We start from the raw sequence: 26,970 nt of genomic DNA on the forward strand, positions 1-26,970 counted from the left end.
TAACCGGTTAGCGCTAATTGAAGGCGGTTTTTTCAACCGTAGAAGTCAGTAGGTTCTTTTGGATTTGTAAGCTAATTCTTATTTATTGGTGTGGGAAAGCGGGCATATTGCGCCTGACGTTAAACACACTGTGTCTCGGGGCGGGTTGGACTTCCCCTGGCGGAAGCCGCAAACTACGCGCTTTCTTTTTCAATCAACCTGAGCGGACCTGCCAAACGTTATGCGAATGCGCCTGATGCTGTTGGGTGGTGGAAATGCCCTTGGGCAAGCGCTGATTCGTCTCGGGGCCGAGGAGGACATCGGCTTTCTCGCGCCGCGTCCGCCAGAGCAGGGCTGGGACACCGCCAGCCTGACCCAGTTACTCGACGACACCCGCCCGGACGCGCTGGTCAACCTGGCCTACTACTTCGACTGGTTCCAGGCGGAGTCGGTCAGCGAGCAGCGGCTGGCCGCGCAGGAGCGCTCGGTCGAGCGCCTCGCCGAGCTGTGTCAGCACCACAACATCATCCTCGTCCAGCCTTCCAGCTACCGGGTGTTCGATGGCTCGCGCGCCACCGCCTACAGCGAGAAGGACGAACCTGTGCCGCTGGGCCTGCGTGGCCAGGCGCTGTGGCGCATCGAGCAGAGCGTGCGCGCCACCTGCCCGCAGCATGTGCTGCTGCGTTTCGGCTGGGTGCTCGACGACAGCATCGACGGTGTGCTCGGCCGCTTCCTGACCCGTGCCGAACAGGCTCAGGAACTGCTGCTGGCCGATGACCGTCGCGGCAATCCGACCCCGGTGGACGACGCCGCCCGGGTGATTCTCTCGGTGCTCAAGCAGCTCGATTGCGCGGCGCCGTTGTGGGGCACTTACCACTACGCGGGCAACGAGGCGACCACGCCTCTGGCGCTGGGCCAGGCGATCCTCGGCGAAGCCTCGCAATTGCGCACGCTGGCGGTCGAGAGCCCCACTCCTCAGGCCCACGCCGCGCGTTCCGATGCCAGCGAAGAACCGCAACATGCGGTGCTCGCCTGCAAGAAAATTCTCCACACCTTCGGCATCAAGCCACGCGCCTGGCGCTCCGGCCTGCCGACCCTACTGGATCGATTCTACCGTCATGGCTGATGCCCCTATTCTGATCACCGGTGGCGCCGGTTTCATTGGCTCCCACCTGTGTGACGCGCTGCTGGAAAAAGGCTATGCCGTGCGCGTGCTGGACGACCTGTCCACCGGCAAGCGCGACAACCTGCAACTGGGTCACCCGAACCTGCAACTGATCGAAGGCGACGTCGCCGATGCCGCCCTGGTCAACCAGGCGGCCGCCGGTTGCCGCGCGGTGGTGCACCTGGCGGCGGTGGCCTCGGTGCAGGCCTCGGTGGAAGACCCGGTCAAGACTCACCAGAGCAACTTCATCGGCACCCTGAATGTCTGCGAGGCCATGCGCCTGAATGGCATCCGCCGTGTGGTGTTTGCCTCCAGCGCTGCCGTCTACGGCAACAACGGTGAAGGCCAGTCCATCGCTGAAGATACCCCCAAGGCGCCGCTGACCCCTTATGCAGTGGACAAGCTGGCCGGCGAGCAGTACCTGGATTTCTACCGTCGTCAGCACGGTCTGGAGCCGGTGGTGTTCCGCTTCTTCAACATCTTCGGGCCGCGTCAGGATCCGTCTTCGCCGTACTCCGGGGTGATCAGCATTTTCTGCGAGCGCGCGTTGAGCGGCACGCCGATTACCGTGTTCGGTGATGGCGAGCAGACCCGCGACTTTTTGTATGTCGGCGACCTGGTGTCGGTGATGGTGCAGGCGCTGGAGATGGCGCAGGTGGAAGAGGGCGCGGTGAATATCGGCCTGAACCAGGCGACTTCGCTGAATCAGTTGCTGGAGGCGCTGCGCACGGTGTTGGGCGGGTTGCCCGATGTCAGCTATGGGCCGGCGCGCAGTGGTGATATCCGCCATTCGCGGGCGGATAACCAGCGCTTGCTGGCGCGTTTCGCGTTTCCGGTGGTGACGCCGTTGGCTGAGGGGCTGACGCGGTTGTTGGGGCGCTGAATCCTTAGAAACAACTGGGGCCGCAAAAGCGGCCCCAGTTGTTTTCGAATCTTTTAGAACTTGTAACCCAGGCCAACCATGTAGACCCATGGATCAACTTCTACATCGACCTTGGTCTTGCCGATCGACAGAGCGCTTGGGCCGTCGATGGTAGCTTCGGTGTTGATGTCGACGTACCAGACCGCGGCGTTGACAATCAGGTGGTCGTTGATCAGGTAGTCCATGCCCAGTTGGCCAGCCAGGCCTACCGAGTTTTTCAGCTTCATGTTGCTGAAGCCCTGGGCCTTGCGCTCGCTGGTCAGATCTTCGTCGAAGAACAGGGTGTAGTTCACACCGATACCGGCGTACGGCTGGAATTTCGAGCTGGCTTCCATCGGGTAGTACTGCAGCGACAGGGTCGGTGGCAGTTGCTTGATGTCGGCAATCTTGCCATCCAGGCCGCCCAGGCCTTTCACGCCAACTTCATGCTGGAACGGGGTAGCTGCCAGCAGCTCCAGGCCGAAGTGATCGGTCAGCATGTAGGCGAAAGCCAGGCCCAGTTGGGTGTCGCTGGTCAGGGTCGCTTTGGTGCCGGAGGCTTTGGCGCCGTCGAACTTCAGCTCGCCGCTGTCTTCGTTTGGCGCGGTGGTGATGGCACCGGCACGCAGGATGAAATCACCGGCCTGGTAGGCGTGGGCAGCAGGTGCTACCAGCGCGAGGGCAACGAGTGAGGCGCCGAGCAAAGACTTGTTCATGGAAGCTCCGGGGGGACATTAGGATTCATTGGTCCCAATGTTAAGGAGCTAGCGTCGCGGGAATTTTGATTCAGCTCAATGAAAGCGAAGGCGCCGGGGTGCGGGCAATCATTGTAGTTCGTAGGCGTAGATTTTCTCGGCCTCCATCTGATAACCCGCTTCGGCCAGCTCACTGGCCGACGACTGGACACGCATCGGCCCTTCGATCCAGTACGGCTGGTACAACTCCTCGACCTTGATGCCGATCTCGCTGAACACATGCACGATCTGGTTCGACGGCGGCGGCGGCACATGAATGCAGGCGCCGTAATACGGCACCAGGAGAAACTCCGTGGTGCGACCTTCTTCGCTGACTTCCAGCGGCACGATATAGCCCGGCAGTTTGATCTGCTGGCCGTCCAGCTCCTTGACCACCGGCGCGTCCGGCACCTCCTGGCGAGCCGCTGGCGCCGCTTCGGCAGCCAGCGCGTCGCCCAACTGCGAGAGTTGCGAGAGGTTGTGCAGCGGCGCCAACTGCGGCGTGATCACCGGCGCACCCGGCGGAATCAGTTGTGGCCATTCCAGGGTACGCGGCTCGCCGGCCCAGACGGGCGCGGCGATCAACAGCAGGAGCAGCAGGACACGACGCATTGCAGGGTTACTCAGAGATGGATGGACAGGCCGTCGGCCAGTGACTGTCGATAGGCCCGCCAGGCAGGGATGCTGCCCATCAGCAACGCGGCGCCGAGGATGATGCCGAGCAACAGCCATTCGTGGCTGCTGGGCCAGGCCAGCGGCAGGTATAAACCATAGTTGGCCTGCACGTAACCCTGCGCGACGGCGATACCCGCGTACAGCAAGCCCAGTCCGGCGCCGATCCCGGCCAGCGCCAGGGCGAACGCCTCGAGCACCAGCAGGCCGCCGATATGCCAGGGGCGGGCGCCCACCGAGCGCAGGATCGCCATTTCCCGGCGGCGTTCGTTGAGGCTGGTGAGGATGGCGGTGAGCATGCCGATCAGCCCGGTCAGCACGACGAACAGCGAGACCACGAACAACGCCTGTTCCGCCGTCCCCATCAGGCTCCACAACTCTTGCAGGGCCACGCCGGGAAGAATCGCCTGCAGCGGTTCGTTGCGGAATTCGTTGATTTCCCGTTGCAGCGAGAAGGTCGCGACCTTGCTGTTCAGGCCGAGCATGAAGGCGGTGATCGCCGTGGGCGTCAGGTCCATGTTGCGCGCCTGGTCGGCGCTGACCCGTCCGGCACCGCGGGCCGGCACGCCGTTGTGCCAGTCGATGTGAATGGCTTCCATGCCGCCGAGGCTGATGTGCAGCGTGCGGTCCACTGGGGTGCCGGTACGTTGCAGGACGCCGACCACGGTGAACGGCTTATCGTCATGCTTGACCAGGCTGATGGCGGCGACGCCGTGGGCCAGCACCAGCTTGTCGCCAAGCGTGTAGTGCAGGGCCTCGGCCACTTCGGCGCCGAGCACCACTTCGAACGGGTCGCTGGCGAAGGCGCGGCCCTGGGCCAGTTGCAGGTTCTGTTTGCGGCCGTACTGGTAATGGGCGAAGTAGGCGTCGGTGGTGCCCATCACCCGGTAGCCGCGGTGCGAGTCGCCGAGGGAAATCGGGATCGCCCACTTCACCCGACGGTCGTTGGCGTAGTGCTCGAAGCTGTCCCAGCGAATGTTGTTGGTGGCGTTGCCGATACGGAACACCGAATACAGCAGCAGGTTCACCGAGCCGGAGCGGGCGCCGACGATCAGGTCGGTGCCGCTGATGGTGCTGGCAAAGCTGGCGCGGGCTTCGGTGCGGACGCGCTCGACGGCCAGCAGCAAGCAGACCGACAAGGCGATGGCGAAAGCGGTGAGAAACGCGGTGAAACGGCGGTTGGCCAGGCTGGCCAGGGCAAGACGAAGCAGGTACATCAGGCCTCCGTATCGCTGGCAGGCTGCGCCGCGCGGTTGAGTTCGGCGAGGGATAGCTGGCGGTCGAACAGCGGCGCCAGGCTCTGGTCGTGGCTGACGAACAGCAGGCTGGAACCGGCGTCGCGGCATTCGGCGAAGAGCAGGCGGATAAAGGCTTCGCGGGTGTCGGCGTCTAGTGCCGAGGTCGGTTCGTCGGCGATCACCAATTCTGGCTGGCCGATCAGCGCGCGGGCTGCGGCGACGCGTTGCTGCTGGCCGATCGATAGGCTGTCGGCGCGGCGGGCAAGCAGCGCCGGGTCTTTCAGACCCAGGTGCGCGAGCAGTTCGGCGGCGGCGTCTGCGATGCTGCCGAAGCGTTGCGTGGCGCGCTCGGCGCGGGCTTTGGAGAAGCGGCAGGGCAGTTCGACGTTCTCGCGCACCGAGAGAAACGGCAGCAGGTTGAACTGCTGGAAGATGTAGCCGGTGTGGTCGACGCGGAAACGGTCGCGGGCGCTCTGGCTCAGTTCACTCAGGTCCTGGCCGAGCAGGCGGATGCTACCGCGGTCGGCCTTCTGCACGCCGCCGAGCAGGCCCAGCAGGGTGGTCTTGCCGCTGCCGCTGGGGCCCTTGAGAAACAGCGATTCGCCGGCTTCGAGGCGTAGCGCCGGGATGTCCAGCAGGGGCGGGTGTCCCGGCCAGGCGAAGCCCAGGTCGGTCAGTTCAATCAGTGCCTGGCTCATAAATGGACGCCCGGGTTACCCCGGGCGCTTCACTGGCAAAAGGTGACTTAGAAGTTGATCGTGGCATTGCCGGGCGTGACTTCCACGCCTTGCTGGCCATTCGGTCCGATCAGTTGTAGCTGGATTTTCTGGGTGGCGGGGAAGGTCTTGAACAGCGGGCCCAGGTCGAGCGCCTTGAGCTTCTCGGGGTTGGCGCATTCCAGGCGGTAGTGCGCGTGGATATCGCTGTGGCCGTGCTCGTCGCCGTCACCATCGTCATCCTTGGCCGGCTTGTCGCCGAACAGCGGGCTTTCCAGTTCTTCATCGCTTTCCTTGCAGTTGCCGGCGGCGGTCAGGCCGAACAGCTTCAAGGGTTGTTCAAGCTGCGCACGCACCGCGGCGACCTTGGCTTTGTCGGCATCGCTGACGGCAGCGTGCTCGAAGCCCACCAGGTTCATTGCCGGGCTTTCCAGCTCAAGCTCGAGGACGTTGCCGTCGAGTACCGCGTTGAGATGAGCGACGCCATGTTCGTGGGCGCCGAGGCTGCCGTGAGCGTGGTCATGCTCGTGATCGTGGTCGTCATGGGCCATCACGGCCAGGGGCAGCAGGGCGAAAGGCAACGCAAGCAACAGGCGACGCATGGCGGGACTCCGGGGCGGGCTTGGAAAAGTTTTGAAATGTTATAACAAGTTAAGTGTGGGTTGCTAGGGTCCTTGGCGATCCTTCATGAGCGTGGGAGCATGGCGGCTCTGACGTGTGGAGGATGGAAACGTGCGAATTCGCGGACACATCGGCGAATGGCCGGTGGATTTGACCCTCGAACTGGACCCGGCGGAGTGGGCCATGCTGGCTGGGCGGGTGGCGGAGCCGGCCGAGGCGCCGGTCAATACTGCCGCGCCGGTGGTGCAGGCGAGGGGCGACGATGCGCAGTGGCTGGCGGCGAAGGAACTATTACGTAAGGCGGGTTCGCTGGACGGGCCGGCATTGCTGGAACAACTGGAAGGGCTGTCCGGCAGTACCGGAGCGGGCAAGCGGCTGCTGGTGCGGTTGCGGCACAGCAGTGAGGTGAAGGTGGAAAGCGGGGCGGATGCGCCGGTGTATCACTGGGTTGGGTGATTGAATCTTAGGGCCTCATCGCCCAACCGCAGCGATGAGGCCCCGCCTGACTCAATACAGAGCAGCAAACAGCTTGCGACGGTAAACGCCCACCAACGGGTGGTCATTGCCCAGCAGGTCGAATACTTGCAGCAAGGTCTTGTGCGCCACGCCGTTGTCATAGCCGCGGTTGCGCTTGAACAGTTTCAGCAAGCCTTCCAGCGCGGCTTCGTACTGCTGGCGCGACAACTGCTGGATGGTCAGTTGATACGCTGCTTCATCGTCTTCGGCGTTCTGCGCCAGACGGGTTTTCAGGTCTGCCACTTCCGGCAGGCTCTGCGCCTGGCGCAGGAACGTCAGTTGCGCCTTGGCACCGGCCAGTGCGGCCTTGTGCTCATCGCTCTTGACCGCGTCCAGCACGGTTTGCGCTTCACCCAGCTCGCCACGCTCGGCCAGGCAGCGACCATAGAGAATCAGCGCGCCGGCGTTGCTGTTGTCTTCGCTCAACAGGGTCTTGAGGGTGGCTTCAGCCTCGCTGTAGCGACCGTCGGCAAACAGCGCCTGGGCCAGTTCCAGCGGATCGGCGGCAGCCGGCGGCGGCATTTGCACATGGGGTTCGAGCAGGGCGCGGATGGCCGACTCGGGCTGGGCGCCGGCGAAGCCGTCCACCGGCTGGCCGTCCTTGAACAGCACCACGGTCGGCAGGCTGCGGATGCCGAAGCGGGCGACGATGTCCTGCTCGACGTCGCAGTTGACCTTGGCCAGCAGCAGTTCGCCCTGGTACTCCTCGGTGATCTTCGCCAGCACCGGCATCATCGCCTTGCACGGCGCACACCAGTCGGCCCAGAAATCCACCAGCACCGGCTTGTGGTGCGAGTTGGCGATCACCACCTGATCGAAGTTGGCGACGGTGGTATCGAATATGTACGGGTTGTCCTGACTCATCTCGACTCTCGCGAACGCATGAATGGCGCCAACTATACGGACTCAGCGGCTGGCGTGGTACAGGCTGACCTGGCGAAACTCATGGGGCTCGGCCAGGTCCGGCAGCGTCAGTGCGTGCAGCGTCTCCAGTTGCCGGTATAGCGGATGACGGAAGTCGCGCACCCGCGAGTCCGCCACCAGCGCCTGGCGGCCACGGCTGAGAAACTGGTCGAGCAGCGGCAGGTTGGCGCGGTCGTAAAGCACGTCAGCAACCAGGATCAGGTCGAAGCGGTCGTCCTCGGCGAAGAAGTCGCTGGAGTAACTCAGCTCGACACCGTTGAGCGCGGCGTTGGCGCGGCTGGCGTGCAGCGCCAGCGGATCGAGGTCGCAGGCCACCACTTCCAGTGCTCCGGCCTTCTTCGCGGCGATCCCGGCGATGCCGGAACCGGCGCCGAAATCCAGCACCCGCTTGCCCTCGACCCACTCCGGACGCTCGGCCAGGTAGCGGGCCATGGCCAGGCCGCTGGCCCAGCAGAAGCTCCAGTAGGGCGGGTCTTCGAGGATGCGGCGGGTTTCGTCGGGGCTGAAGGCGCGGTCCATATTATCGGCGTCGATCAGCCAGAGTTTCAGCGGGCAGTCGGGCAGGTCGCTGGCGACGAGCCGGGCGTCGCCCAGCAACTCACTCAACGCCTGCTGCAGGTGAACAAGCGCCATTTACGGCGCCTTTTCCAGTTGCAGGGCGCCGAGGGCCTGGGTTTCGGCGCGGGTCACCGACAGTGGCTTGAGGTGCAGGATCAACTGGCCGGACTGGCTGGCGCGGGCGCGCAGGTCCCCGCGGGCACCATTGGGGAAGACTTCAGGGTTGAAGCGCAGTTGGAACGGCAGGGCCTGGCCGGTGCCGTCCAGGGTGTCGCTGGCCAGCAGGCGCTGCGGGCGACCGCGTTCGTCGATCACCAGCAAGGCGACCTCGACTTCGGCGCCGCGGGGAATATTGCTGAAACTGCCGCTCAGCTCGCGCTGGTAGGCGGGCAGCGGCGTCGGTACGTGAACGTGTTTGGCGACCGGATTGGCCGGTGGCTGCGGTGGTACGGGTTTGGGGGCTTCGCTGCTGCAGGCAGCCAGCAGGGTAGCGAAGCCGAGCACGGCGAGCGCTCGAAACGACATGGTGTTTTTCCTTCGGGGGCGTATTTCCTCACTGGATGGTAACCCCTTTGGCTTGTCTTGCCAGTCGGATGCGCTACCATGGCCCTCCCTTTTTTTGTTGCCTGCCACCATGCACTGTCCCTTCTGCGGTGCCAACGACACCAAAGTCATCGACTCGCGACTGGTCGCCGAGGGCGAGCAAGTGCGCCGCCGCCGCGAATGCGTGGCCTGCGGCGAGCGATTCACCACCTTCGAAACCGCCGAACTGGTACTGCCTCGCTTGATCAAGCAGGACGGCAGCCGTCAGCCCTTCGACGAAGAAAAACTCCGCGCCGGCATGCAGCGTGCGCTGGAAAAGCGCCCGGTCAGCGTCGAGCGCCTGGAAGCCGCACTGGCCCACATCAAGCACAAGCTGCGCGCCAAGGGCGAGCGTGAGGTCAAGTCGCTGGTGGTCGGTGAGCTGGTGATGACCGAGCTGCAGAAGCTCGACGAAGTCGCCTACATCCGTTTCGCCTCGGTGTACCGGCGCTTCCAGGACCTCAACGAATTCCGCGAAGAAATCGACCGCCTGGCCCGCGAGCCTTCCAAAGAGTGAACATGTCCACAGAACGCGCCGTGCTCGACGCTCACTACATGGCCCGCGCCCTTGAGCTGGCGCGCAAGGGCCTGTATTCGACGCACCCGAACCCGCGGGTTGGCTGCGTCATCGTCCGCGACGGCGAGGTGGTCGGCGAAGGCTGGCACGTGCGCGCCGGCGAGCCCCACGCTGAAGTCCACGCCCTGCGCCAGGCCGGTGAGCGGGCTCGCGGCGCCTGTGCTTACGTCACTCTGGAACCGTGCAGCCACCACGGCCGCACGCCGCCTTGCGCCGAAGCGCTGGTCAAGGCCGGGGTCGCCCGGGTTGTCGCGGCCATGCAAGACCCCAATCCGCAAGTCGCCGGCAACGGCCTCAAGCGCCTCGCCGACGCCGGCATCGAAGTCGCCAGTGGCGTGCTCGAAGCCGAAGCGCGGGCGCTGAACCCCGGTTTTCTCAAGCGCATGGAACACGGCCTGCCGTATGTGCGGGTGAAACTGGCGATGAGCCTGGACGGGCGCACCGCCATGGCCAGCGGCGAAAGCCAGTGGATCACCGGCCCGGCGGCGCGCTCGGCGGTGCAACGTCTGCGCGCCCGCTCCAGCGTGGTACTGAGCAGCGCCAGCAGTGTGCTGGCGGACAACGCGCGAATGACCGTGCGCGGCGCCGAACTGGGCCTTGAGGCTGACACCGCCGCCCTCGCGTTGAGCTGTCCGCCGCTGCGCGTATTGATCGACGGGCGCCTGCGCCTGCCGCTGGATGCACCGTTCTACCAGGCCGGTCCGGCGCTGGTGGTCACCGCCGCTGAGGACGACCCGCGTTACGCCGCCAACGGCCAGGAGTTGCTGCGTTTGCCCGGCGCCGCCGGCCAGGTCGATCTGCGCCAGTTGCTGGTGGAATTGGCCCAGCGTGGCGTCAACGAAGTGCTGGTGGAAGCCGGCCCCGGCCTCGCCGGCGCCTTCGCCCAGCTCGGCCTGGTGGACGAATATCAACTGTTCATTGCCGGCAAGTTTCTCGGCTCCACTGCCCGGCCGCTGCTCGACTGGCCGCTGGCGCGGATGAGCGACGTCCCGGCACTGAAAATCACTGACATGCGCGCGGTAGGCGATGACTGGCGAGTCACTGCCATCCCTGTGCCCGCCCCAGGCGTATAATTCGCGGCTTGCGCCCCCGGCGTGGCCTGTTCTCGAGGAGGACTCAATGTTTACCGGCATCATCGAATCCATCGGCAGCATCCGTTCCATCACCCCCAAGGGCGGCGACGTGCGGGTCTATGTCGAAACCGGCAAGCTCGATCTGAGCGACGTGAAGCTGGGCGACAGCATTGCGGTCAACGGCGTCTGCCTGACCGCGGTCGAGCTGCCGGGCGACGGTTTCTGGGCTGACGTCAGCCGCGAGACCCTCGACTGCACCGCCTTCGACGACCTCAAGAGCGGCAGCCGGGTCAACCTGGAAAAGGCCCTGACGCCGACCACCCGCCTGGGTGGCCACCTGGTCAGCGGCCACGTCGACGGCGTCGGCGAAGTCATCTCGCGCGCCGATAACGCCCGCGCCATCCAGTTCCGCCTGCGCGCGCCGAAGGAACTGGCCAAGTACATCGCCCACAAGGGCTCGATCACCGTCGACGGCACCAGCCTGACGGTCAACCAGGTCGATGGCGCCGAGTTCGAGCTGACCATCGTCCCGCATACCCTGGCCGAGACCATCATGGCCGACTACCGCCCCGGGCGCCGGATCAACCTCGAAGTCGATCTGCTGGCCCGTTACCTGGAGCGCCTGCTCCTGGGCGACAAAGCCGCCGAGCCGAGCAAAGGCAGCGGAATTACCGAAAGCTTCCTGGCCGCCAACGGCTACCTGAAATCCTGATTAGAAGGGGGTGCCGCGTGGCGCTCAACACGATCGAAGAACTGGTTGAAGACATCCGCCAGGGCAAAATGGTCATCCTCATGGATGACGAAGACCGCGAAAACGAAGGCGACATCATCATGGCGGCCGAGTGCTGCCTGCCTGAGCACATCAACTTCATGGCCAAGCACGCTCGCGGCCTGATCTGCATGCCGATGACCCGCGAGCGCTGCGAAACCCTGAAGCTGCCGCTGATGGCGCCGCGCAACGGTTCCGGCTTCGGCACCAAGTTCACCGTGTCCATCGAAGCTGCCGAAGGCGTGACCACCGGCATCTCCGCCGCCGACCGCGCCCGCACCGTGCAGGCGGCTGCCGCCAAGGACGCCAAGGCTGAAGACATCGTCAGCCCCGGTCACATCTTCCCGCTGATGGCCCAGCCGGGTGGCACCCTGGCCCGTGCCGGCCACACCGAAGCCGCCTGCGACCTGGCGCGCATGGCCGGTTTCGAGCCGAGCGGTGTGATCTGCGAAGTGATGAACGACGACGGCACCATGTCCCGTCGCCCGGAGCTGGAAGTGTTCGCCGCCGAGCACGGCATCAAGATCGGCACCATCGCCGACCTGATCCACTACCGCATGATCCACGAGCGCACTATCCAGCGCATCGCCGAACAGCCGCTGGACAGCGAACTGGGCAGCTTCAACCTGGTCACCTACCGCGATTCCGTGGAAGGCGACGTGCACATGGCCCTGACCCTCGGCAAGATCTGCGCCGAAGAGCCGACCCTGGTCCGCGTGCACAACATGGACCCGCTGCGCGACCTGCTGCTGGTCAAACAGCCTGGCCGCTGGAGCCTGCGCGCCGCGATGAGCGCCGTGGCCGACGCGGGTAGCGGCGTGGTACTGCTGCTGGGTCATCCGCTGGACGGCGACGTCCTGCTGGCGCATATCCGCGAAAGCGCGGGCGATGCCCAGACCAAGACGCCGACCACCTACAGCACCGTCGGTGCCGGTTCGCAGATCCTTCGTGACCTCGGTGTGCGCAAGATGCGCCTGATGAGTTCGCCGATGAAGTTCAACGCGATATCCGGATTCGATCTGGAAGTTGTAGAATACGTGCCCTCCGAATGAGCCCGCGGTGTTTGACCGCTCTCTTTTCGTGAACAAAACTCCTACAGGCCGCGTTTTTGCGGCCTGGCTCTTTAAGATGAGAATCCCGCAATGTCCCTGAAGACCATCGAAGGTACCTTCATTGCCCCCAAAGGTCGCTATGCTTTGGTGGTTGGCCGCTTCAACAGCTTCGTCGTCGAAAGCCTGGTGAGCGGTGCCGTTGACGCCCTGGTTCGTCATGGCGTGAGCGAAAGCGACATCGTTGTCATCCGTGCTCCTGGCGCGTTCGAAATTCCGCTGGTCGCACAGAAAGTCGCCCAACAGGGTGAATACTCGGCAATCATCGCCCTGGGTGCGGTGATCCGTGGCGGTACCCCACACTTCGAATACGTTGCGGGCGAATGCACCAAGGGCCTGGCCCAGGTGTCCATGGAGTTCGGCGTACCGGTTGCTTTCGGTGTCCTGACCGTCGACTCGATCGAACAGGCCATCGAGCGTTCCGGCACCAAGGCCGGCAACAAGGGCGCTGAAGCTGCTCTATCCGCTCTGGAAATGGTCAGTCTGCTGGCGCAGTTGGAGGCCAAGTGATTAGCGACGAAAGCGATCGTTTCAACCCGCGCGACCCGCAGCCCGCTGATGCAGGCAAGCCGTCGAAAAGCGCCAAGCGTCGTGAAGCCCGCAAGCTCGCGACCCAGGCGCTGTATCAGTGGCACATTGCAAAGCATTCGCTGAACGAGGTCGAAGCGCAGTTCCGGGTCGATAACGATTTCAGCGATGTCGATGGCGCTTACTTCCGGGAGATCCTGCACGGGGTTCCGGCAAGCAAGACCGAAATCGACACTGCGCTCACCCCTTGCCTGGACATGGCCCTGGAAGAGCTCGACCCGGTCGAACTCGCGGTCCTGCGTCTGTCTACTTGGGAACTGCTCAAGCGCGTTGACGTGCCATACCGCGTTGTCATCAACGAAGGTATCGAACTGGCCAAGGTCTTCGGTTCCACCGATGGCCACAAGTTCGTCAACGGCGTGCTCGACAAGCTCGCGCCACGGCTTCGCGAAGCCGAAGTGAAGGCGTTCAAGCGCTGATCCCGGCGCTGCCTGACCATGGGTGAGTTCGAGCTGATCCGCCAGTACTTCGCCGCCGCGCCTTGTGCGCAGGGTGGCGAAGGCATCGCCCTTGGTATCGGTGACGATTGCGCGCTGCTGGCGCCGGTTCCCGGCGAACAGTTGGCAATCTCCACCGATACGCTGGTGGCCGGGGTGCATTTCCCCGCCGTCAGCGACCCTTTCCTGCTCGGCCAGCGCTCGCTGGCAGTAGCGGCCAGCGACCTGGCCGCGATGGGCGCCACCCCGCTTGCCTTTACCCTTGCCTTGACCGTGCCGGACGTCAGTCCCGACTGGTTGCTCGCGTATGCCCAGGGTTTGAACCGGATGGCCACCCAGTGCGGGCTGACCCTGATCGGTGGCGACACCACGCGCGGTCCGCTGAGCCTGACCATGACCGTGTTCGGTCGTGTTCCCGTGGGGCAGGCGCTGACCCGTGGCGGTGCCCGCGCGGGCGATCTGGTCTGCGTCGGTGGCGAGCTGGGCAATGCCGCGGGCGCGCTGCCGCTGGTGCTGGGCGAGCGTCAGGCCGATGCAACCCTGGCCGAGCCACTGTTGTCCCACTATTGGTCACCTTCGCCGCAATTGGCGCTGGGTCAGGCACTGCGGAACAAGGCCACGGCGGCGCTGGATATTTCCGACGGCCTGCTGGCTGACTGCGGGCATATCGCCACGGCCTCGAACGTGGCCCTGCGCCTGGAACTGGAGCGGCTGCCGCTGAGTCCGGCGCTGCTGGGTTTCCTTGGCCTGGATCAGGCCCGTCAGGCGGCGCTGACCGGCGGCGATGACTACGTGATCGCCTTCACCCTGCCGCCCGCCGAACTGGCCGGGCTGCGGGACGCCGGCTGGCTGGTGCACGTGGTCGGCCGGGTCGAGGCGGGCAGCGGCGTCAGCCTGCACGACGCCGCTGGCAATGACATCACCCCGGCTGTGCGCGGGTATCAACATTTCAGGGGGACACCGTGACCGACCACCCCAATCAGGTGCCAGCGGAAAACGTTCCGCCATCGGTCTGGCGCAACCCGTGGCATTTCCTCGCGTTCGGCTTCGGCTCCGGCACGCTGCCCAAGGCCCCGGGCACCTGGGGTTCGCTGGTGGCGCTGCCGTTCGTCCCGTTGTGGCAGATGCTGCCGGACTGGGGCTACTGGCTGATGCTCGGGCTGACCATGCTGTTCGGCTTCTGGCTGTGCGGCAAGGTCGCCGATGACCTGGGCGTGCACGACCATGAAGGCATCGTCTGGGACGAGATGGTCGGCATGTGGATCACCCTCTGGCTGGTGCCCGAGGGTTGGCTATGGTTGTTGGCAGGTTTTCTGATGTTCCGCTTTTTCGACATCCTCAAGCCCTGGCCGATCCGCTGGATCGACCGGCATGTGCACGGCGGTGTCGGCATCATGCTCGATGATGTGCTGGCCGGGGTGTTCGCCTGGCTGGCGATGCAAGTGTTGGTATGGAGTCTGGTTTAAAGGGAGTCGGCAATGCGTGGATGGCGACAATGGCTGCTGATGCTGGTCATGGCGGCGGGAATGCAGGGAATCGCTGCTGCCGAAGGGCTGCCGTCACAGGTCCGCCTGGCCAGTGAGAGCTGGCTGGATTACACCAACGCCGACGGCAGCGGCCTGGCCTGGGACGTCCTGCGCAAGGTCTTCGAGCCTGCCGGGGTCAAGGTGACGGTGCTCAGCGCGCCGTACACCCGCGCCGTCGGCCTGGTCAAACGGGGAGAGGCGGACGCCTGGGTGGGTTCCTACGCCGCCGAAAACGACGACAACCTCTACCCGCGCTGGAATTTCGATTCCGACCATATTTATGCCCTGGGCCTGGCCACTCATCCGCGGCCTACCCTGGAAACCCTCGGCCAGTTCCGTCTGTCCTGGGTCCGCGGCTACGACTATCAGGACTACCTGCCCAATATCACCGGCAACTACCGCGAAGTGCAGCGCCGCGACGGCATCCTGCCGATGCTGGAGCGCGAGCGGGTGGATTTCTATATCGATGCGCAGACCGAAGTGGAATACGTGCGCAGCCATGCCGAGCACCCGGATCAATTCCGCAGCACCCATGTGGCAGAACTGCCGTTGTACCTGGCATTTGGCAACACGCCCGAGGGCCGGGCGCTGCGCGAGCTGTTCGACAAGCGTATGGACGTGCTGGTGCCAAGCGGCGAACTGAAGCCGATTTTCCAGCGCTGGAAGCAGCCATACCCGTTCGATCAGTCGGGCAAGTAGGGGCTTTGGGGCAATGGTGCGGCGGCTTGGCATCGAACTTTTCGATCTGTTGGCCCAGTAATTCAGCATAAGCAGGTGCGGCAAGCTGCTGTTACAATCGGCCCACGTCAATTTTCATGCATATTCAGGAGCACAAGGTGCCCGTCGTTTTTGTTGCTGCTTCCAAGCTGCCTACTCCTTTCGCGACTTTCACCATGCACGGCTTTCTCGACGAAGCCACTGGCCGCGAGCACGTCGTGCTCAGCCTCGGCGATATTGCCGATGGCCAGCCGGTTCTGGGTCGCCTGCATTCCGAATGCCTGACCGGTGATGCCCTGTTCAGCCAGCGGTGCGATTGTGGTTCCCAGCTCGAAGCGGCCCTGCAGGCCATCGCCCGGGAAGGGCGTGGCGCGCTGCTTTATCTTCGCCAGGAAGGCCGTGGCATTGGTCTGCTGAACAAGATTCGCGCGTATGAGCTGCAGGACGGCGGCGCCGACACCGTCGAGGCCAACGAGCGTCTGGGCTTTGCCGCTGACCTGCGTGACTACGCCATGTGCCGGCCAATGCTGGAGCATCTGGGCATCACCTCGCTGCGCTTGATGACCAACAACCCGCGCAAGGTCAAGGCATTGACCGATATGGGCATCGTGGTCGCCGAGCGTGTGCCGCTGCACACCGGCCACAACCCGCACAACAAACACTACCTGGCCACCAAGGCCGGCAAGCTCGGCCACATGATGGGCAACGAGCACCAGGGTGAGGCCGGCCGGGCGTGACCCGCGGCCAGGTTCGTCGTCGCCTGACCATCGCCTGGTTGCAGTACCTGGCGGTGGCGCTGGCGCCGCTGCTGGTGTTTTCCTGGGCGTTCGGTGGCAGTGAACCGGTCATTCCGGTTCTGGCCATGCCGATGTTCATTGCCGGCGTGGCATCGATGTTCCTGACCCTGCCGCGTTTCACCGTCTACAAGCACGCGCTGATCGCCACCGGCAAAGCCCTCAATACCGAAGAAGAACCCGCCGCCTGGATCGAACTGGCGCGGGTGCGACGCCTGGGCATGTTGTTCGCCTGCCTGCCGGCGTGGATCGCCGCGTTGTCGGTACTGGTGGGTCTGGAGACGGTGCCGCAGATTCTGCTGGCGATCTCCAGCGTGGTCATCCTCTACCTCTACCGCATTCCCCGCCAACTCGCCTGATGCGCGCGCTTTTGTTGCTGGTGGCGCTGGCGTTTGCCTGGCCACTGGCAGCCGCGCCACGGGTGGTCAGCCTGGCGCCTTCGCTGACGGAAATCGTCGTTGAACTGCAGGCCGCCGATCTGCTGGTGGGCGTGCTCGATGCCGGCGAACGCCCGGCGGCCCTGGCGCAGGTTCCTTCGGTGGGGCGTTACGGGCAACTCGATCTGGAACGCCTGCTCAGCCTCAAGCCCGACCTCATTCTGCTCTGGCCCGCCAGCGTGCCACCGGCCCAACGCGCCCAGCTCGAACGCCTTGGCATCCCGCTGTACACCGCCGAACCCCACGACCTCAACAGCCTGATCGCGCAGATCGAAGCCATCGGCGAGCGGCTGGGTCGGGCCGACGTTGCCCGTCGATACGCCAGCCAATTGCGCGGCCGGCTACAGGCGCTACGCGTTCAGTACCGTCGCGAACAACCATTGCGAGTGTTCTACCAGGTCTGGGACAAGCCGCTGTACACCGTGGGTGCCGGGCAAATCATCAGCGATGCCTTGAAGGTCTGTGGTGCACGCAACGTGTTCGACGACCTGCAACTGCCGGCCCCGCAGGTCAGTATCGAAAGTGTGTTGTTGCGTGATCCGCAGGTGATTCTCGCCAGCGATGCGGCGCAACTGGCCGCCTGGAAAAGCTGGACGCAGCTCTCGGCGGTTCGCGCCGGACAGTTGCTGCGTGTGCCGGACAAGGGCCTGGAACGCCCCAGTGGTCAGATGATCGAGGCCACGGCCAAGCTGTGCCGAACGCTGGCTACAGCGCCGGCGTCCAGTTGATCGCCAGCAGCCAGGTTCGGCCTTCCTCGCGATAGCCGTAGTCCGTGCCGAAGTGGTTGTACTGGGCGCGGGCGTAGTCCTTGTCCAGCAGGTTGTCGGCTTTCAGTTCCAGACGAATTTCCGGCGTCAGCCGCCAACTGGCCCGCGCACCCAGCAGGCCGTAGCCGCCGAGCTGGCGCTGGTTCTTGTCGTCGGCGTAGCTGCTGCTCACCGCCTGCCACGAAGCGCCAAGGCCAAGGCGGTCGAACTGGCGGTCCAGATCCAGGCTCAGGGTGCGCCGCGCACGGCGCTCCAGGGTGTGGCCGCTGTCGCGGTCGCGCGGGTCCATCAGCGCCACGGCCAACTGGCTCTGCCAGCCGTCCCAGTCCTGCTTCAGAGCAGCTTCGAAACCGATGATTCGCGCCTGGCTGACGTTGTAGGGAATGTCGCGAAAGATGATCGCGTCACGCAGGTCGGTGCGGTACAGCGAGGTTTCCAGGCGGCTGTCCTCGCTCAACTGGCTGCGCCATTGCAGCTCATAGCTTTTCGAGTGTTCCGGCTTGAGGTTCGGGTTGCCGTAGTTCGGGTAATACAGGTCGTTGAAGGTCGGTGCGCGGAAGCCTTCGCTGTAGGACAGCAGCACATCGTTATCGACGTTTACCGGTAGCGTCAGGCTGGCGCTCCAGGTGTTTTGCCCGCCGAACTGCTGGTTTCGGTCGCGGCGCACGCCCAGTTCCGTCGAGAAGTGTTCGCCCTGGTAGCGGTGCTGGACGAAGGCCGCGCGGTTCCAGCGGCTGTCTTCCGCGAAGTCCACGTTGGCGTGCAGGCGGTCGACATAGGCGTCGCCGCCGAGCATCAGGCTGTGCCGGTCGTTGAGGTTCAGGTCGTTCTGCCAGGTGATGGCGTCGCGGTAGGTGTTGAGCACGTCGGACTGGCTGCTGAGTTTGTCGCGGCTGCGGTCGCGGTTTTCGCTGTGGGCCAGGTCCACGCGGCTGTGCCATTGCTCGGTGATCTGGGCGGCGAGCCAGGTGCCGGCGCTGCTGACGGTGAAGTCGCTGTACGGGGCCTGCGGCACGACCGCGCCGGTTTCCTCGATGTAGCGGCCGAAGGGATTGTCGAATTCCCGTCGACCACGGCTGTCCAGCAGGTTGGCGCCGACTTCGAGGTTCTCGCCGAGCTGGTGCGACAGGCTCAGGCTGACGGAGCGGTTGCGGTAGGCATCGTGGTCGCTGTCGCTCGCGTAGGACTGCCGGGTGTCGTCGATGCCGGCGCTTTCATCGAGGCTGGCGCCGAGGCTGAAGCGGGTGCGCTCGTCGCCGCCGGACAGGCCGAGGCTGTGCTGGACAGTCTGCTGGCTGCCCACGGCCAGACGCATGTTGGCGTGCAGGTTCTGCTCGCTGCCGCGACGGGTGAAGATCTGGATCACCCCGCCCATGGCATCGCTGCCGTAGATCGCCGAACGCGACCCGCGCAGCACCTCCACCCGCTCGATCTGGCCGATATCCAGGTATTGCAGGCCGCTGTCGCCGGACGAGGTGTTGGCGATGCGCTGGCCATCTACCAGCACCAGGCTCTGGGCCGACTTGGTGCCGCGAATGAAGATCCCCGGCAGGCTGCCGCGACCGCCGGTGCGGGCAACTTGCACGCCGGGGACGCGGGTCAGCAGGTCGGTGACGTTGCTGGCTGCAAGCGCTCGATGTCGTCGCGGGTGAAGACGGTGCTGGCGCTGGCGGACTGATTGCGGTCCTCGACCTGGCGGTTGGCGCTGATAACCACGTCAGGGAGTTGCAGGGCGGCGTCGCGGTTCAGCGGTTCGGCGAGGAGCGGGGGGGAGGCAGAGCAGGAGTGGGGCAAGGCGGGGGATGTTCATGGGTATCACATCTCGTAGGCAATCCACGGCGTCAGGTCACGTACTGTGGGAGCGGATTTATCCGCGAAGGGCCGCAAAGCGGCCCCAAAACCATCCCGCACGAGGTGGCTGTCTATGTCCGGCATTTCTTTTGCCTGCCCAGACGCATGAATGTGAGATCCGGGCCAGGCAGGAACAGGGTGCTGGATGGATTTGGGGCCGCTTTGCGGCCCTTCGCGGATGAATCCGCTCCCACAGGATTGCAAGTTACTGACGGCTAGCGATTGTCTGCGGGATGTGTAGATACCCATGCAGCGATGAGGTCCTTACAGACCGAGCCGTTGCAGACGCTGGCGCACCGCATCTTCGATTCCGGCCTCATCCAGCCCGCATTCAGCGAGCATCTGCGCCGGCTTGGCGTGCTCGACATAAATGTCCGGCAGGCCCAGATGCAGCACCGGCTTGAGCACGGCTTCGCGGGCGAGGAATTCGCTGACCGCAGCACCGGCGCCACCCATGATGGCGTTTTCTTCGATGGTCACCAGCAGGTCGTGGCCGGCGGCCAGTTCCAGCACCAGTGCTTCATCCAGCGGTTTGACAAAGCGCATGTCGACCACGGTGGCATCGAGGGTTTCGCCGACCTTGAGGGCTTCGGCCAACTGCACGCCGAACACCAGCAGGGCGACCTTACTGCCCTGGCGGCGGATCACGCCCTTGCCGATTTCCAGCGGTTCGAGGCTGTTCTCGATGGTGGCGTTGGGGCCGCTGCCGCGTGGGTAGCGCACCGCCGCCGGGCCGTTGTAGAGGTGGCCGGTGTTGAGCATGCGGCGCAGCTCGTTTTCGTCGCTCGGGGTCATCACCAGCATGCCGGGGATGCACCGCAGGAAGGACAGGTCGTAGCTGCCGGCGTGGGTCGGGCCGTCTTCGCCCACCAGACCGGCGCGGTCGATGGCGAACAGCACGTCGAGGTTCTGCACCGCGACGTCGTGGATCAACTGGTCGTAGGCACGCTGGAGGAACGTCGAGTAGATCGCCACCACCGGCTTGGAGCCCTCGCAGGCCATGCCCGCGGCCAGGGTCACGGCGTGCTGCTCGGCGATCGCGACGTCGAAGTAGCGCTGTGGATAACGTTCGCTGAAGGCCACCAGGTCGGAGCCTTCCTTCATCGCCGGGGTGATGCCCACCAGGCGCTCGTCAGCGGCGGCCATGTCGCACAGCCACTGACCGAACACCGCCGAGTACTTCGGACCACCAGCCTTTTTCGGCGCGGCCGGTTTGTCGGCAGGTTCCAGTTTGGTGATGGCGTGGTAGCCGATCGGATCGACCTCGGCCGGGGCGAAGCCCTTGCCCTTCTTGGTCACCACGTGCAGGAACTGCGGGCCCTTGAGGTCACGCATGTTGCGCAGGGTGGCGATCAGGGTCGGCAGGTCGTGGCCGTCGATCGGGCCGATGTAGTTCCAGCCCAGCTCTTCGAACAGGGTGCCGGGGACCAGCATGCCCTTGGCGTATTCTTCGGTGCGGCGGGCGATTTCCCAGGCGCCAGGCAGGCGCGACAGCACTTTCTTGCTGCCTTCGCGCATGCTCGCGTAAGTACGGCTGGAGAGGATCTTGGCCAGATAGTTGGACAGCCCGCCGACGTTGCGCGAGATCGACATGTCGTTGTCGTTGAGGATCACCAGCATGTCGGCGTTGACTTCCTGGGCGTGGTTCAACGCCTCGAAGGCCATGCCGGCGGTCAGGGCGCCGTCGCCGATCACCGCGATGGACTTGCGCGACTCGTTGCGCAGGCGGGCGGCGATGGCCATGCCCAGCGCAGCGCTGATCGAGGTGCTGGAGTGACCGACGCCGAAGGTGTCGTACTCGCTTTCACTGCGGCGCGGGAAGGCGGCGATGCCGTCTTTCTGGCGCAGGGTGTTCATGCGCTGGCGACGGCCGGTGAGGATCTTGTGCGGGTAGGCCTGATGCCCGACGTCCCACACCAGGCGGTCGTCCGGGGTATCGAAGACGTAGTGCAGGGCAACCGTCAGCTCGATGACGCCCAGGCCGGCACCGAAGTGGCCACCGGTCTGACCAACGGTATAGAGCAACTCCTGACGCAGTTCGTCAGCCAGGTTCTCCAGGTCGGCTTCGGCCAGACGACGCAGGCCGGCTGGCGTATCGGCACGGTCAAGCAGCGGCGTGACCGGGCGTTCGCGGGGGATCTCTTGAAACGTCGTGGGCATCAGGCGAGTCGTTATAGGTTTGAAGACGCGGAAGTTTACCCCATTGGGGAGTGACTGCCCATTCAGCGGGCCAGGTGTAGGGTTCGGTTGGACGCGAGGGCCTCATCGCTGGCAACGCCAGCTCCCACAGGGTTCAGCGGTGTGCGCGATACCTGTGGGAGCCGGCGATTGGCTCAGCGCGTCAGTTACGTCGTTCGACGATATACCGTGCCAGCGCCCGCAGCGGCTCGGCGGCTGCGTCAAACGGCCGCAAGGCGTCGAGGGCCTGGTCGCGCAGTTCCAGAGCGTAGGCCTTGGCCGCGTCGAGGCCGAGCAGGGCCGGGTAGGTCGGTTTGTCACGGGCGATATCGGCGCCCTGGCGCTTGCCGAGGGTCTCGGTGTCGCTTTCGACGTCGAGGATATCGTCCTGCACCTGGAAGGCCAGGCCGATCGCCTGGGCGTACTGCTGCAGGGCCTGCAGTTCAGCTTCGCCAGCGCGGTTGCTGGCCAGTGCGCCAACGCGCACGCTGGCTTCGATCAGCGCGCCGGTCTTGTGCCTGTGCATGAATTCGAGGGCAGTCTGGTCGAGTTTCAAACCCACCGAGCCGAGGTCGATGGCCTGGCCGCCAACCATGCCGGCAGGGCCTGCGGCGCTGGCCAGGGTCTGCACCATGGCGATGCGGATGGCATCGCTCTGCGGGCTCAGGCGCGGGTCGAGCAGGGCGCTGAAGGCCAGGCTCTGCAGGCCGTCGCCGGCGAGGATCGCGCAGGCTTCATCGAAGGCTTTGTGGGTGGTCGGCTGGCCACGGCGCAGGTCGTCGTCGTCCATGGCCGGCAGGTCGTCGTGGACCAGGGAGTAGGCGTGGATCAGTTCAACCGCGCAGGCCGCGCCGTTGGCCTGTTCGGCCGCGCCGCCCAGCGCTTCGCAGGCCGCGTAGGCGAGCAGCGGGCGGACCCGCTTGCCGCCGTTCATCACGCTGTAGCGCATGGCTTCGTAGAGGCGGGTCAGTTCGACCGAAGGTGGTTGGAACAGATGCTCCAATGCGCCATCGACACGGGCCTGGCAACTGTCCTGGTACGCCTTGATCATTGTTCTTGTTCCGCGTCGAAGGGCTCCGCGGCGAGTTCGCCGTCGCGCTCCAGCAGGATCTGCACTTTCTGCTCGGCCTGGGTCAGGGCGCCCTGGCAGTCACGGGTCAGGCGGATGCCTTGTTCGAAGGCGGTCAACGAGTCTTCCAGCGACAGTTCGCCGTTCTCCAGACGCTCGACCAGGGCTTGCAGGTCAGCGAGGGATTGCTCGAAATCGATGGCGGCTTTTTTTCGGGCCATGGCGGCTGTCTCGGTGGCTGTCGGAACGGCGCGACACTAGCAGAGCAGGGCAGTGGGGGCAAATCAGGGGCCGCTTCTTTTGTCGTATTCGAACACCGTCCGGCGCGTTGTGGGGGCTTATGGCTCTCTGCCATAATCGCCGCCGCTCTGCGCCCAGACGTTCCTGTCGTGTCCGCGCCCCTCCCGTCGTTGCGTAATGGACTACGTTGTGAGCTTTCTTTCGATCGAGTTCGGTCTCGCCTTCATTCTGTTCTTCGCCCTGTACTGGAGCCTGTGCTGGAATCTCCGGTTGCAGAACGCCGTGTTGCTGGCGGCCAGCTACGGCCTGGTCTTCAGTTTCAGCCCGTGGGCGCTTTATGTGCTGCTGGGGTATACGGCGGCGGTGTGGTTGCTCGGGCGCCTGGCGGGGCGTTATCCGGGGCGCAGCTTCAACACGCTGTTGCTCCTGGTGCTGGTGCTTGGCGGCTTCTATTGGTTCAAGTACCAGGAGTTCTTCGTCGGTGGCGTGCAGGCCGCGCTGACTGGGCTTGGCCTGAGCGTCTCGCTGCCGGTGTTGCAGTTGCTGGTGCCGATCGGCTTTTCCTTCTATGCCTTCCATTCGGTCAGCTACCTGGTGTCGATCAACCGCCGCGAGTTGGCGCCGGCTCCGCTGCTGGACCTTGCGCTGTACCTGGCGTTCTTCCCCAGCCTGGTGGCCGGGCCGGTCAATCGCGCCACGCACCTGCTGCCGCAGATTCGTCCGCCACAGATGCGCCAGTTGCTGGAACCGCAGCGCGCCCTCGGGCTGATCGCCCTGGCGGTGGTCAAGGTGTTCCTGCTCAGCGGCTGGCTGGCCAGCGAGTGGGTGGACCCGGTGTTCGAGACACCCGGTAATTTCTCCGCCGAGCGCATCCTGCTGGCGGTGTATGGCTACAGCGTGCAGATCTATCTCAACTTCAGCGGCTACACCCATCTGGTCACCGGCATCGCCCTGCTGCTGGGCTTTCGTCTGCCGGTCAACTTCGATGCTCCGTATGCCGCGCGCAACCTGCGGGAGTTCTGGAGCCGCTGGCATATCAGCCTGTCCACCTTCATCCGCGACTACATCTATATCCCGCTGGGCGGCAACCGCCACGGCGCCTGGTTCGCCACGCTGTACATGTTCCTGGCCATGCTGATCTCCGGGCTCTGGCATGGCGCAAGCGTGAACTTCCTGGTGTGGGGCGCGCTGCACGGTGTCGGGCTGGCGGTGTACAAGCTCTCGCATCACTGGCTGCCGCAGGCGCCGCGCTGGCCGGGCGCGGGTTTGCTGGCGCGGCTGCTGACGTTTCATTACGTGGCGTTCGCCTGGATCTTCTTCCGCAGCACCAGCCTGGATGGCGCGCTGGATATGCTCGCCGGACTTGGCGGCCTGTCCGTTGCTGGTTTGTCCGGCGCTACCGGCGCGCTGTTGCTGGCCTGCATTGCCGCGCTGGCGATTTATCCACAGGCACTGCTGCTGATGCGCCGGGGCTTCGCCGCCAGCAGCCGCTTGCCGTGGCAGTTTTATCCGCTGCCGTTGGCGCTGTTCCTCGCGCTGGTCATCTTCGCCGCGCCGTCGGGTGTGCCGGGGTTCATCTATGCCGGCTTCTGATATCCGTCACCTGTTCAACACGCAACTGGGCGCGGCGCGGGTGCTGTATGCGCTGCTGTTGACCAGCGTGCTGCTGGTCTGGCTGAACCAGCAATCCATCGCTCTGTATTGCCAGCAGAAATACCATCAGAGCTGTGAACTGCCCGGTGTTGGACAAAGCACGTTGTGGCGTTTGGGCGGCAACCTGAACCAGGCGTTGGCCGACGCCCGCGAGCGCTTTGTCGACAGCCTCCGCGAGCAACTGGCCGAGGCGCCGCCAGCACCGTCAGCGCCCGTGGTGGAAGCGCCGGTGATGGTCGAACTGCCGCCGACCATGCCGGTGGTGACCGTGGATATCGCGACGACAGCCCCGAAGCCCGCGCCTGCGCCGCTGCCCTCGCCGCCACCGGCAAAAGCCAGGCCAGTGGTGGTCGCCGCTGCGGTTGCGCCGCCAGCCGTGAAGGCGCCGCCTGTAGCGCCGGCGCCCGCGATGCCCGTGCCGATGCCCGTTCCGACGGGGTCGCCGGTCGTCACCCTGAGCAGCGCTGATGAAGTGTTTCTGGTGGGTGACTCGATGATGCAGGGTGTGGCGCCGCACCTGTCCAACACCTTGCTCAAGCGCTACGGCATTCGCAGCGTCAACCTTAGCCGGCAGAGTACGGGGCTGGCCTATCCGGGCTTCTTCAACTGGCCGCAGACGGTGAGCCGGACCTTGAATGAACGCCCGAAGATCCGTCTGATGGTGGTGTTCCTCGGTCCCAACGATCCGTGGGACATGCCGCAAGGCAAGGGCAAACCGTTTCTGCGTTTCAGGACGGCGCCCTGGGAGCAGGCCTACCGCCAGCGCATCGACACGATGTTCGAACAGGCGCAGGCCCATGGCGTGCAAGTGATCTGGGTCGGACCGCCGAACATGCAGCAGGCGCGGCTGTCCACGGCAATGAGCTATCTCAGCGGCCTGTACCGACAGCAGGCGCTGCTGCACCGCCAGCACTATGTGTCGGCCAATGCCGTGCTGGGTTACAGGGCTGACGAATTTTCCTATACCGTGCAGAACAGCCAGGGCGGCCAGCTCCGCACTCGCGCTGACGACGGGATTCACTTCACCATTCCCGGGCAAAAGCTGATCGCCAACCAGGTGTTGTCGCTGATCGCGTTTCCCGGCCCCACCGTGACGGGACATTGAGATGCGCCGAGCCCCCTGTTTTTTCGCCCTGCTCGTGCTCAGTTGCCTGTTGCCGGGTTGCAGCCCGAAGGCGGCGATGGACGTACCGCGCGCCGCGCCGGTCAGCCGCGATGGCAACCTCGGCGTGCTGGCCGGCAAGCTGCGTTCCGCGGCGCGGTCGCCGGTGAACATCGTCCAGTTCGGCGACTCGCACACGGCCGCCGATATCTTCAGTGGCGAGCTGCGCCGGTTGTTCCAGGCCGAGTATGGCGATGGCGGGATTGGCTTGGTGGCGGCGACGCCGGTGCCCGGCACCCGTTACGAGCAGGTGGTGCTCAAGGCGGCGGAGTCGCAGTGGCAACTGGTGTCGGCACGCAATCAGCACAGTGAGCAGTTCCCGCTGGGCGGTTACTTGTCACTGCCGCAGGCATCGAAGGCCAAGGTGCGCATCGAAGCGCGCCAGCCGGACGACAAGCGTTACCGGGTCTCGGCGCTGTACCAGGCGCAACAACATGCCAGCCTCAACGCCCGCGACGGCACCAACCCCGACCGCCGTCTGATGCTCGCCGCCACCGGCGGGCAATGGCGTTTCAGTCCGGTGCTGAACAACGCACGGCTGCCGCTGGAGCTGTCCGTCGAGGCGCCAGCGGGCGAGGCGCTGGGCGGCTGGTATATCCAGGGCCAGAAGAATGCCGGGGTGACCCTGTCCGCGCTGGGTATCAATGGCGCGCAACTGGAGGTGATGAACAAGTGGCAGGCCGGCTGGCAGGAGAGCCTCAAGGCGCTGCGGCCGGATCTGGTGATTCTGGCCTACGGCACCAACGAGGCCTTTGACCCTCGGCTGGACCTGGACCAGTACCGCCAGCAACTGACCCACACCCTCGCCGAACTGCGCCGGCAGATGCCGCGGGCGGTGTTGCTGCTGGTCGGCCCGCCTGACTCCATCAAACAGCGCAATGCCCAAGGCTGCGCGGCGCGGATGCCGGGGCCGTTGCCGGCAATCATCGGCATTCAGCGGGAGGTGGCCAAGGCGTCCGGGGCGTTGTTCTGGGATTGGCAGGCGTTCATGGGCGGCGAGTGCTCGATCCTGCAGTGGCAGGCAAGCGGCTTGGCGCGGGGCGATCTGATTCACCTGAGCGCCGAAGGGTATCGGCGCAGTGCGGGCGGGTTGTATGGGTTCTTGCGGGCGCAGCTTGGGGTGAGGTGAAGCATCGCTGGCTCGCATCTTTCGATCATGTGGTGATTGGAAGGCGCTTGTCATAAAGCCGGGCAATGGCTATCAGGTGCATGTCGTAAGCTTTCCAGCGTCCTTCAGATCGAGCGCCGCCCGCGCGGCGCATCGCGAGCGAGCTCGCTCCTACAGTGGTTTGCAACGTACCTATGTCTGTCAGGCCATGGTTGGCGCCTTGTTTGTACGACGCGGTATCGAGTCGACCTCAACAGCTTCCCAGCGATTCTTCGTCAGGCGCCAAGGGCTGGCAACCCAACTCTCAAA

29 protein-coding genes and 1 pseudogene are annotated in these 26,970 nt (G+C 64.9%); 18 read left to right on the plus strand and 12 right to left on the minus strand.

Annotated features, from left to right (window positions below):
- Nucleotides 1-220 precede the first annotated feature (220 nt).
- The gene (locus tag HWV67_RS27350; RefSeq protein ID WP_110969104.1) at nt 221-1,105 is read left to right on the plus strand and encodes a sugar nucleotide-binding protein; all 885 of its coding nucleotides are present in this window, start codon (nt 221-223) and stop codon (nt 1,103-1,105) included.
- Nucleotides 1,098-2,027, plus strand: a complete 930-nt coding sequence (locus HWV67_RS27355; RefSeq protein ID WP_175653499.1) for an NAD-dependent epimerase/dehydratase family protein — start codon at nt 1,098-1,100, stop codon at nt 2,025-2,027. The genes HWV67_RS27350 and HWV67_RS27355 overlap by 8 nt, the downstream gene beginning before the upstream one ends.
- A gap of 53 nt (nt 2,028-2,080) precedes the next feature.
- On the opposite strand, the gene HWV67_RS27360 is transcribed toward HWV67_RS27355, so the two are convergent.
- The 5 genes from HWV67_RS27360 to HWV67_RS27380 all read right to left on the minus strand — a co-directional run bounded on the left by HWV67_RS27360 (nt 2,081) and on the right by HWV67_RS27380 (nt 6,007).
- Nucleotides 2,081-2,761 (minus strand): OmpW/AlkL family protein, encoded by a 681-nt coding sequence (locus tag HWV67_RS27360; protein ID WP_175653500.1) that lies wholly within the window; start codon nt 2,759-2,761, stop codon nt 2,081-2,083.
- A gap of 108 nt (nt 2,762-2,869) precedes the next feature.
- A complete protein-coding gene (locus HWV67_RS27365) occupies nt 2,870-3,391 on the minus strand; it encodes a DUF3299 domain-containing protein (RefSeq protein WP_095159384.1) in 522 nt (173 codons plus the stop codon).
- A gap of 11 nt (nt 3,392-3,402) precedes the next feature.
- On the minus strand, nt 3,403-4,668 hold the full coding sequence (locus tag HWV67_RS27370; protein ID WP_175653501.1) for an ABC transporter permease: 1,266 nt from the start codon (nt 4,666-4,668) through the stop codon (nt 3,403-3,405).
- The gene (locus tag HWV67_RS27375) at nt 4,668-5,387 is read right to left on the minus strand and encodes an ABC transporter ATP-binding protein (protein ID WP_175653502.1); all 720 of its coding nucleotides are present in this window, start codon (nt 5,385-5,387) and stop codon (nt 4,668-4,670) included. Before HWV67_RS27375 ends, HWV67_RS27370 begins: the two co-directional genes overlap by 1 nt.
- A gap of 47 nt (nt 5,388-5,434) precedes the next feature.
- Nucleotides 5,435-6,007, minus strand: coding sequence for a DUF2796 domain-containing protein (locus HWV67_RS27380; protein ID WP_175653503.1), 573 nt, complete (start codon nt 6,005-6,007; stop codon nt 5,435-5,437).
- Nucleotides 6,008-6,137: 130 nt separating this feature from the next.
- Here HWV67_RS27380 and HWV67_RS27385 point away from each other — a divergent pair, with 130 nt between their 5' ends.
- The gene (locus HWV67_RS27385) at nt 6,138-6,482 is read left to right on the plus strand and encodes a hypothetical protein (protein WP_175653504.1); all 345 of its coding nucleotides are present in this window, start codon (nt 6,138-6,140) and stop codon (nt 6,480-6,482) included.
- Nucleotides 6,483-6,533: 51 nt separating this feature from the next.
- Here HWV67_RS27385 and trxA read toward each other — a convergent pair whose 3' ends face one another.
- From trxA to HWV67_RS27400, 3 genes are read right to left on the minus strand one after another with little or no spacing between them, the layout of a single operon-like run.
- Nucleotides 6,534-7,406, minus strand: a complete 873-nt coding sequence (trxA, locus tag HWV67_RS27390) for a thioredoxin (RefSeq protein ID WP_110969096.1) — start codon at nt 7,404-7,406, stop codon at nt 6,534-6,536.
- 42 nt (nt 7,407-7,448) lie between these two features.
- Complete coding sequence (locus HWV67_RS27395) at nt 7,449-8,099, minus strand: class I SAM-dependent methyltransferase (protein ID WP_175653505.1); 651 nt, start codon at nt 8,097-8,099, stop codon at nt 7,449-7,451.
- Complete coding sequence (locus HWV67_RS27400) at nt 8,100-8,549, minus strand: YbaY family lipoprotein (protein ID WP_175653506.1); 450 nt, start codon at nt 8,547-8,549, stop codon at nt 8,100-8,102. It abuts the gene before it with no gap.
- 109 nt (nt 8,550-8,658) lie between these two features.
- Between HWV67_RS27400 and nrdR the strand changes: the two genes are divergently transcribed.
- From nrdR to HWV67_RS27460, 12 genes are all read left to right on the plus strand, one after another.
- Nucleotides 8,659-9,123, plus strand: coding sequence for a transcriptional regulator NrdR (nrdR, locus tag HWV67_RS27405; protein ID WP_110969093.1), 465 nt, complete (start codon nt 8,659-8,661; stop codon nt 9,121-9,123).
- A 2-nt stretch (nt 9,124-9,125) separates the two neighbouring features.
- Nucleotides 9,126-10,256, plus strand: coding sequence for a bifunctional diaminohydroxyphosphoribosylaminopyrimidine deaminase/5-amino-6-(5-phosphoribosylamino)uracil reductase RibD (gene ribD, locus HWV67_RS27410; protein WP_175653507.1), 1,131 nt, complete (start codon nt 9,126-9,128; stop codon nt 10,254-10,256).
- 46 nt (nt 10,257-10,302) lie between these two features.
- Nucleotides 10,303-10,968 carry a riboflavin synthase gene (locus HWV67_RS27415; protein ID WP_110969091.1) on the plus strand — a complete coding sequence of 222 codons (666 nt, stop codon included), beginning with the start codon at nt 10,303-10,305 and terminating at the stop codon, nt 10,966-10,968.
- 17 nt (nt 10,969-10,985) lie between these two features.
- Entirely contained in the window at nt 10,986-12,077 is a 1,092-nt protein-coding gene (ribBA, locus tag HWV67_RS27420) for a bifunctional 3,4-dihydroxy-2-butanone-4-phosphate synthase/GTP cyclohydrolase II (RefSeq protein ID WP_110969090.1), read from the plus strand.
- Nucleotides 12,078-12,167: 90 nt separating this feature from the next.
- Nucleotides 12,168-12,644: a 6,7-dimethyl-8-ribityllumazine synthase gene (gene ribH / locus HWV67_RS27425; RefSeq protein ID WP_095159372.1), complete on the plus strand. Its 477-nt coding sequence runs from the start codon at nt 12,168-12,170 to the stop codon at nt 12,642-12,644.
- Entirely contained in the window at nt 12,641-13,141 is a 501-nt protein-coding gene (gene nusB / locus HWV67_RS27430; protein ID WP_095159371.1) for a transcription antitermination factor NusB, read from the plus strand. Before ribH ends, nusB begins: the two co-directional genes overlap by 4 nt.
- Before the next feature lie 18 nt (nt 13,142-13,159).
- Nucleotides 13,160-14,125, plus strand: coding sequence for a thiamine-phosphate kinase (gene thiL, locus HWV67_RS27435; protein WP_175653508.1), 966 nt, complete (start codon nt 13,160-13,162; stop codon nt 14,123-14,125).
- The gene (locus HWV67_RS27440) at nt 14,122-14,625 is read left to right on the plus strand and encodes a phosphatidylglycerophosphatase A family protein (protein WP_110969088.1); all 504 of its coding nucleotides are present in this window, start codon (nt 14,122-14,124) and stop codon (nt 14,623-14,625) included. The genes thiL and HWV67_RS27440 overlap by 4 nt, the downstream gene beginning before the upstream one ends.
- Before the next feature lie 39 nt (nt 14,626-14,664).
- The gene (locus HWV67_RS27445; protein WP_371929350.1) at nt 14,665-15,384 is read left to right on the plus strand and encodes a substrate-binding periplasmic protein; all 720 of its coding nucleotides are present in this window, start codon (nt 14,665-14,667) and stop codon (nt 15,382-15,384) included.
- Nucleotides 15,385-15,521: 137 nt separating this feature from the next.
- Nucleotides 15,522-16,139, plus strand: a complete 618-nt coding sequence (ribA, locus tag HWV67_RS27450; RefSeq protein WP_175653510.1) for a GTP cyclohydrolase II — start codon at nt 15,522-15,524, stop codon at nt 16,137-16,139.
- On the plus strand, nt 16,136-16,555 hold the full coding sequence (locus tag HWV67_RS27455; protein ID WP_175653511.1) for an MFS transporter: 420 nt from the start codon (nt 16,136-16,138) through the stop codon (nt 16,553-16,555). The genes ribA and HWV67_RS27455 overlap by 4 nt, the downstream gene beginning before the upstream one ends.
- Nucleotides 16,555-17,361, plus strand: coding sequence for a cobalamin-binding protein (locus HWV67_RS27460; protein WP_175653512.1), 807 nt, complete (start codon nt 16,555-16,557; stop codon nt 17,359-17,361). Before HWV67_RS27455 ends, HWV67_RS27460 begins: the two co-directional genes overlap by 1 nt.
- Here the strand turns inward: HWV67_RS27460 and HWV67_RS27465 are convergent.
- From HWV67_RS27465 to HWV67_RS27480, 4 genes and pseudogenes are all read right to left on the minus strand, one after another.
- Nucleotides 17,339-19,194 (minus strand): annotated as a pseudogene (locus tag HWV67_RS27465) (TonB-dependent receptor domain-containing protein). The gene HWV67_RS27460 and the pseudogene HWV67_RS27465 sit on opposite strands and share 23 nt — an antisense overlap.
- Before the next feature lie 321 nt (nt 19,195-19,515).
- Nucleotides 19,516-21,411, minus strand: a complete 1,896-nt coding sequence (dxs, locus tag HWV67_RS27470) for a 1-deoxy-D-xylulose-5-phosphate synthase (RefSeq protein ID WP_175653513.1) — start codon at nt 21,409-21,411, stop codon at nt 19,516-19,518.
- A gap of 181 nt (nt 21,412-21,592) precedes the next feature.
- Nucleotides 21,593-22,480 (minus strand): (2E,6E)-farnesyl diphosphate synthase, encoded by an 888-nt coding sequence (ispA, locus tag HWV67_RS27475; RefSeq protein WP_110969082.1) that lies wholly within the window; start codon nt 22,478-22,480, stop codon nt 21,593-21,595.
- Nucleotides 22,477-22,719 carry an exodeoxyribonuclease VII small subunit gene (locus HWV67_RS27480; protein ID WP_095159361.1) on the minus strand — a complete coding sequence of 81 codons (243 nt, stop codon included), beginning with the start codon at nt 22,717-22,719 and terminating at the stop codon, nt 22,477-22,479. Before HWV67_RS27480 ends, ispA begins: the two co-directional genes overlap by 4 nt.
- 208 nt (nt 22,720-22,927) lie before the next feature.
- Between HWV67_RS27480 and HWV67_RS27485 the strand changes: the two genes are divergently transcribed.
- From HWV67_RS27485 to HWV67_RS27495, 3 genes are read left to right on the plus strand one after another with little or no spacing between them, the layout of a single operon-like run.
- Nucleotides 22,928-24,331, plus strand: a complete 1,404-nt coding sequence (locus HWV67_RS27485; protein ID WP_256680220.1) for an MBOAT family O-acyltransferase — start codon at nt 22,928-22,930, stop codon at nt 24,329-24,331.
- The gene (locus HWV67_RS27490) at nt 24,318-25,496 is read left to right on the plus strand and encodes an SGNH/GDSL hydrolase family protein (protein ID WP_175653515.1); all 1,179 of its coding nucleotides are present in this window, start codon (nt 24,318-24,320) and stop codon (nt 25,494-25,496) included. The genes HWV67_RS27485 and HWV67_RS27490 overlap by 14 nt, the downstream gene beginning before the upstream one ends.
- Nucleotide 25,497: 1 nt before the next feature.
- Nucleotides 25,498-26,682 carry an SGNH/GDSL hydrolase family protein gene (locus tag HWV67_RS27495; protein ID WP_175653516.1) on the plus strand — a complete coding sequence of 395 codons (1,185 nt, stop codon included), beginning with the start codon at nt 25,498-25,500 and terminating at the stop codon, nt 26,680-26,682.
- The last annotated feature ends 288 nt before the right edge of the window (nt 26,683-26,970 follow it).

It is taken from the genome of Pseudomonas sp. Marseille-P9899 (assembly GCF_903166565.1).
GTDB classification, from domain to species: domain Bacteria; phylum Pseudomonadota; class Gammaproteobacteria; order Pseudomonadales; family Pseudomonadaceae; genus Aquipseudomonas; species Aquipseudomonas huaxiensis.

Coding starts and splice junctions, on each gene's coding strand:
- ribH (WP_095159372.1), top strand. CDS start 12,168: ATGTCCCTGAAGACCATCGAAGGTACCTTCATTGCCCCCAAAGGTCGC.
- HWV67_RS27365 (WP_095159384.1), bottom strand. CDS start 3,391: ATGCGTCGTGTCCTGCTGCTCCTGCTGTTGATCGCCGCGCCCGTCTGG.
- HWV67_RS27415 (WP_110969091.1), top strand. CDS start 10,303: ATGTTTACCGGCATCATCGAATCCATCGGCAGCATCCGTTCCATCACC.
- HWV67_RS27400 (WP_175653506.1), bottom strand. CDS start 8,549: ATGTCGTTTCGAGCGCTCGCCGTGCTCGGCTTCGCTACCCTGCTGGCT.
- HWV67_RS27495 (WP_175653516.1), top strand. CDS start 25,498: ATGCGCCGAGCCCCCTGTTTTTTCGCCCTGCTCGTGCTCAGTTGCCTG.
- HWV67_RS27370 (WP_175653501.1), bottom strand. CDS start 4,668: ATGTACCTGCTTCGTCTTGCCCTGGCCAGCCTGGCCAACCGCCGTTTC.
- HWV67_RS27445 (WP_371929350.1), top strand. CDS start 14,665: ATGCTGGTCATGGCGGCGGGAATGCAGGGAATCGCTGCTGCCGAAGGG.
- HWV67_RS27350 (WP_110969104.1), top strand. CDS start 221: ATGCGAATGCGCCTGATGCTGTTGGGTGGTGGAAATGCCCTTGGGCAA.
- ribD (WP_175653507.1), top strand. CDS start 9,126: ATGTCCACAGAACGCGCCGTGCTCGACGCTCACTACATGGCCCGCGCC.
- HWV67_RS27360 (WP_175653500.1), bottom strand. CDS start 2,761: ATGAACAAGTCTTTGCTCGGCGCCTCACTCGTTGCCCTCGCGCTGGTA.
- thiL (WP_175653508.1), top strand. CDS start 13,160: ATGGGTGAGTTCGAGCTGATCCGCCAGTACTTCGCCGCCGCGCCTTGT.
- HWV67_RS27375 (WP_175653502.1), bottom strand. CDS start 5,387: ATGAGCCAGGCACTGATTGAACTGACCGACCTGGGCTTCGCCTGGCCG.
- HWV67_RS27460 (WP_175653512.1), top strand. CDS start 16,555: ATGCGCGCGCTTTTGTTGCTGGTGGCGCTGGCGTTTGCCTGGCCACTG.
- HWV67_RS27380 (WP_175653503.1), bottom strand. CDS start 6,007: ATGCGTCGCCTGTTGCTTGCGTTGCCTTTCGCCCTGCTGCCCCTGGCC.
- HWV67_RS27355 (WP_175653499.1), top strand. CDS start 1,098: ATGGCTGATGCCCCTATTCTGATCACCGGTGGCGCCGGTTTCATTGGC.
- trxA (WP_110969096.1), bottom strand. CDS start 7,406: ATGAGTCAGGACAACCCGTACATATTCGATACCACCGTCGCCAACTTC.
- nrdR (WP_110969093.1), top strand. CDS start 8,659: ATGCACTGTCCCTTCTGCGGTGCCAACGACACCAAAGTCATCGACTCG.
- HWV67_RS27490 (WP_175653515.1), top strand. CDS start 24,318: ATGCCGGCTTCTGATATCCGTCACCTGTTCAACACGCAACTGGGCGCG.
- HWV67_RS27395 (WP_175653505.1), bottom strand. CDS start 8,099: ATGGCGCTTGTTCACCTGCAGCAGGCGTTGAGTGAGTTGCTGGGCGAC.
- dxs (WP_175653513.1), bottom strand. CDS start 21,411: ATGCCCACGACGTTTCAAGAGATCCCCCGCGAACGCCCGGTCACGCCG.
- ispA (WP_110969082.1), bottom strand. CDS start 22,480: ATGATCAAGGCGTACCAGGACAGTTGCCAGGCCCGTGTCGATGGCGCA.
- HWV67_RS27480 (WP_095159361.1), bottom strand. CDS start 22,719: ATGGCCCGAAAAAAAGCCGCCATCGATTTCGAGCAATCCCTCGCTGAC.